Here is a 3,612-nt window from a genome sequence, read left to right as displayed (position 1 = left end):
CGGCGATTCCTCGAGGAGAAGAACAAGGTGAAGGTCACGATGATGTTCCGTGGCCGGCAGATCACGCATCCGGAGCTCGGTCGCCAGGTGCTCCAGGAAGTGGCGGAAGCACTGCAGGACGTGGGGAAGGTGGAGAGTCTGCCGTCGATGGAAGGGCGGATGATGATCATGATCGTGGCGCCGAAGAAGTAGTGGCGCCGCGTAGCGAGGAGGCACCATGCCGAAGGTGAAGACGAACCGGAGCGCGGCGAAGCGCTTCAAGCTGACGGGCAAGAAGAAGGTGAAGCGTCGTCATGCTTTCAAGAGCCACATCCTGACGAAGAAGTCGGCCAAGCGGAAGCGCAAGCTGCGCCATGCGACACTGGCGGAGAACGGTGACGCGAAGCGCGTGAAGCGCATGCTGCAGGGGAACTGATCATGGCGAGGGTAACGAATGCGGTGCCCCGTCACCGCAAGAAGAAGCGCTACTTCCGGGCGGCCCGTGGCTATTTCGGCGGCCGTTCCAAGCTCTGGCGCATCGCGAAGAACGCCGTCGAGCGCGGCTGGGCGTACTCCTACCGGGACCGCAAGCAGCGCAAGCGCGAGTTCCGTCGCCTGTGGATTACCCGCATCAACGCGGCGGTCCGCCAGCACGACGATCAGCTCAACTATTCGCGGTTCATGAACGGTCTGAAGCGGGCCGGCATCGAGGTCAATCGCAAGGTGCTCGCGGACCTGGCGGTGCACGATGCGACCGCGTTCGGCGAGCTCGTCCGGCAGGCCAAGACGAACCTGAGCTGACGCGGCTGCAGGCGATGCATCGCCTGCAGCGCGCGCGCCGACCAGGCGACTGGCGCAGGCGGGCGACAGAGACGGGCGGCAGTGGAGCAGCATTGCTCTGCGGTCGCCCGTCTTTCGCGTCCGCTCTTTCGCAGAGCCGCCTGCTGGCAGAAATTGCGTGGTTCGCAGGGGGAACGATTCCGTACGACGAGCGGCCATACGCCGTGCAGGTGATATGAGTGCAACCATAACGGATGAGCTGGTCCGCCTGGAAGCGGAGGCGCGTGCCGCCGTCGGGGAGGCGCGCGACGCCGACGCGCTCGAGGCGCTGCGTGTCCGCTTCCTCGGTCGCAAGGAAGGTCGGCTGACCGCGATCATGCGGCGGCTGGGCGAGCTGTCGCCGGCGGAGCGGCCGCTGGCCGGGGCGGAGGCGAACCGGGTGAAGAACGTCGTGAGCGAGCTGCTCGAGCAGCGCGCCACGCAGCTTGCCGGTGACAGCACCTCGCAGGCTGCGCCCGACGTCGACCTGACCCTGCCCGCGCGGACCCGCTGGCAGGGCGCGCGGCATCCGGTCACGCTCGTGCTCGACGAGATCTATCGCGTGCTCAGCCGTCTCGGCTTCACGCGTGCGCGCGGGCCGGAGGCCGAGACGGACTGGCACAACTTCACGGCGCTGAACACGCCGCTCGATCATCCCGCGGCGGACATGCACGACACGTTCTACCTCGCCCCCGGCATCCTGCTGCGCAGCCATACCTCGCCGGTGCAGGTACGCACGATGCTCGGCGGCCCGCCGCCGATCCGCATCATCGCACCAGGCATGTGCTACCGCCGCGATCCGTGGGACGCGTCCCATGCTCCTGCATTCGAGCAGCTCGAAGGGCTGGTCGTCGATGAGGGAGTCACGTTCGTCGATCTCAAGGCGACGCTCGCGGAGTTCGCGCGTGGGCTGTTCGGCACGCAGACCAGGGTGCGGCTGCGCCCGTCGTACTTCCCGTTCACCGAGCCGTCTGCGGAGGTGGACGTGAGCTGCACGATCTGCGGCGGCAAGGGCTGCAGCACGTGCAAGTACACGGGCTGGAGCGAGATCATGGGTGCCGGGATGGTCGACCCGGCCGTCTTCGAGGCGGTCGGCTACGATCCGCAGCGCTATACCGGCTTTGCATTCGGCATGGGGCCCGCGCGCATCGCGCTGCAGCGCTACGGCATTCCTGACATTCGCATGCTCTATGAAGGCGACGCCCGCTTTCTCGAGCAGTTCGTCGGATCATGAACATCAGTTATCGCTGGCTGCAGTCGCTCGCCCCCGGCCTGGACGCGACACCCGCAGAGGTCGCCGACCGCCTCGCGGCGTATGGCGCACCTGCCGACGAAGTCATCGACATCGCAGCGAACCTGCGCGACGTCGTCGTCGCGCGTGTCGTCGAAGCGCGCAGGCATCCCAATGCGGACCGGCTCTCGCTGTGCACCGTCGATGCGGGCGGACCCGAGCCGCTCAGCGTCGTGTGCGGCGCGCCCAACGTACAGGCGGGCGCGTACTACCCGTTCGCGCCGGTCGGCGCGGCGCTGCCGAATGATCTGAAGATCCGCAAGGCAAAGATCCGTGGCGAGACGAGCGAGGGCATGCTGTGCAGTGCGGCGGAGCTCGGACTCGGCCGTGATCACAGTGGCATCCTGACGCTGCACGGCACGTTCGTGCCCGGAGAGCCGTTCGCCGGTGCGCTCGGCCTGGACGACGCGCGCATCGTGCTGGACGTCACGCCCAACCGCGGTGACCTGCTTTCGCACCTCGGCGTTGCACGTGAGCTCGCAGGTGGCGACGTGCGGCTGCCGACGCTCCCCGGCGCAGGTGATGCCGGCCGGCGCGTCGTGATCGAGGGCGAGCGCGCGGGCGCGGTCGCTGTCCGCGTGGACGACACGGACAGTTGTCCCCGCTACCTCGCCGCCCTCATTCGCGGTGTGCGTATCGGGCCGTCGCCCGGCTGGCTCGACGCCCGGCTGCGCGCAATCGGCCAGCGGCCGATCAACAACGTCGTCGATGCGACGAACTACATCCTGCACGAGCTCGGTCAGCCGCTGCACGCGTTCGACGCCGCGAAGCTCGGCGGCGAGCAGATCATCGTGCGTCGTGCGCGTGACGGAGAGACGCTGCGCACGCTGGACGGCGTCGAGCGCAAGCTGGATGACTCCATGCTCGTGATCGCGGATGCCAGCGTGCCCGTCGCGCTCGCCGGCATCATGGGCGGCGCCGACAGCGAGGTGACAGCCGACACCGTCGACGTGCTGCTCGAGTGCGCGCTCTTCGATCCTGCCACGACCCGCCGCACGCGCACCGCGCTGGGGCTCTCGACCGACGCGAGCTACCGCTTCGAGCGCGGCGTCGATCCGGAAGGAATGGACACGGCGCTGCGCCGCGCGGTCGACCTGATCCTCGCGGTCGCCGGCGGCACGGTGGAAGGGGCTGCGCACGTCGGCAGCGAGCTGGAGCCCCGGCGCACGATCGTGCTGCGCGAGTCGCGCGTCGAGCAGGTGCTCGGCGTGCCGTTCACGACCGCGCAGCTCGCCGACCTGCTGGCTCCGATCGGCTTCGATGTGGACGCACGCGACGCGGACTCCATCACGGTGCGCGTGCCCGGCTTCCGCAGCTACGACATCGCGCGCGAGGACGACCTCGTCGAGGAGATCGCCCGCCGTCACGGTTACGACGAGTTCCCGGAGGAACTGCGGCCGTTCCGTGTCGGCGCTCTCCAGGACGATCCGTTGAGCCGGCTCGAGGACCGGCTGCGCACGCTGTTCGTCGGCGCGGGCTTCTTCGAGACACGCAGCGTGCCGTTCGTCGGCGAGAAGGAGGGC

General features: G+C 68.5%; 5 protein-coding genes. All 5 read left to right on the top strand.

Annotation, left to right across the window (positions count from 1 at the left end; all coding sequences use genetic code 11):
* Positions 1-192: translation initiation factor IF-3 (gene infC, locus VFU06_15200; GenBank protein ID HEU5210740.1), on the top strand; the 192-nt coding region annotated here is incomplete at its 5' end.
* A gap of 25 nt (positions 193-217) precedes the next feature.
* Entirely contained in the window at positions 218-415 is a 198-nt protein-coding gene (rpmI, locus tag VFU06_15195; GenBank protein ID HEU5210739.1) for a 50S ribosomal protein L35, read from the top strand.
* Positions 416-417: 2 nt separating this feature from the next.
* Complete coding sequence (rplT, locus tag VFU06_15190) at positions 418-780, top strand: 50S ribosomal protein L20 (GenBank protein ID HEU5210738.1); 363 nt, start codon at positions 418-420, stop codon at positions 778-780.
* A gap of 214 nt (positions 781-994) precedes the next feature.
* Complete coding sequence (locus tag VFU06_15185) at positions 995-2,032, top strand: phenylalanine--tRNA ligase subunit alpha (GenBank protein ID HEU5210737.1); 1,038 nt, start codon at positions 995-997, stop codon at positions 2,030-2,032.
* Positions 2,029-3,612 (top strand): phenylalanine--tRNA ligase subunit beta (gene pheT / locus VFU06_15180; protein HEU5210736.1); only part of this gene is annotated, 1,584 nt, incomplete at its 3' end. The genes VFU06_15185 and pheT, both read left to right, overlap by 4 nt.

The sequence above is a fragment of the Longimicrobiales bacterium genome (genome assembly GCA_035764935.1).
Taxonomy (GTDB): Bacteria; Gemmatimonadota; Gemmatimonadetes; order Longimicrobiales; family RSA9; genus DASTYK01.
This window is presented reverse-complemented; position numbering and strand designations above follow the sequence as displayed.

Coding starts and splice junctions, on each gene's coding strand:
- rpmI (HEU5210739.1), top strand. CDS start 218: ATGCCGAAGGTGAAGACGAACCGGAGCGCGGCGAAGCGCTTCAAGCTG.
- VFU06_15185 (HEU5210737.1), top strand. CDS start 995: ATGAGTGCAACCATAACGGATGAGCTGGTCCGCCTGGAAGCGGAGGCG.
- rplT (HEU5210738.1), top strand. CDS start 418: ATGGCGAGGGTAACGAATGCGGTGCCCCGTCACCGCAAGAAGAAGCGC.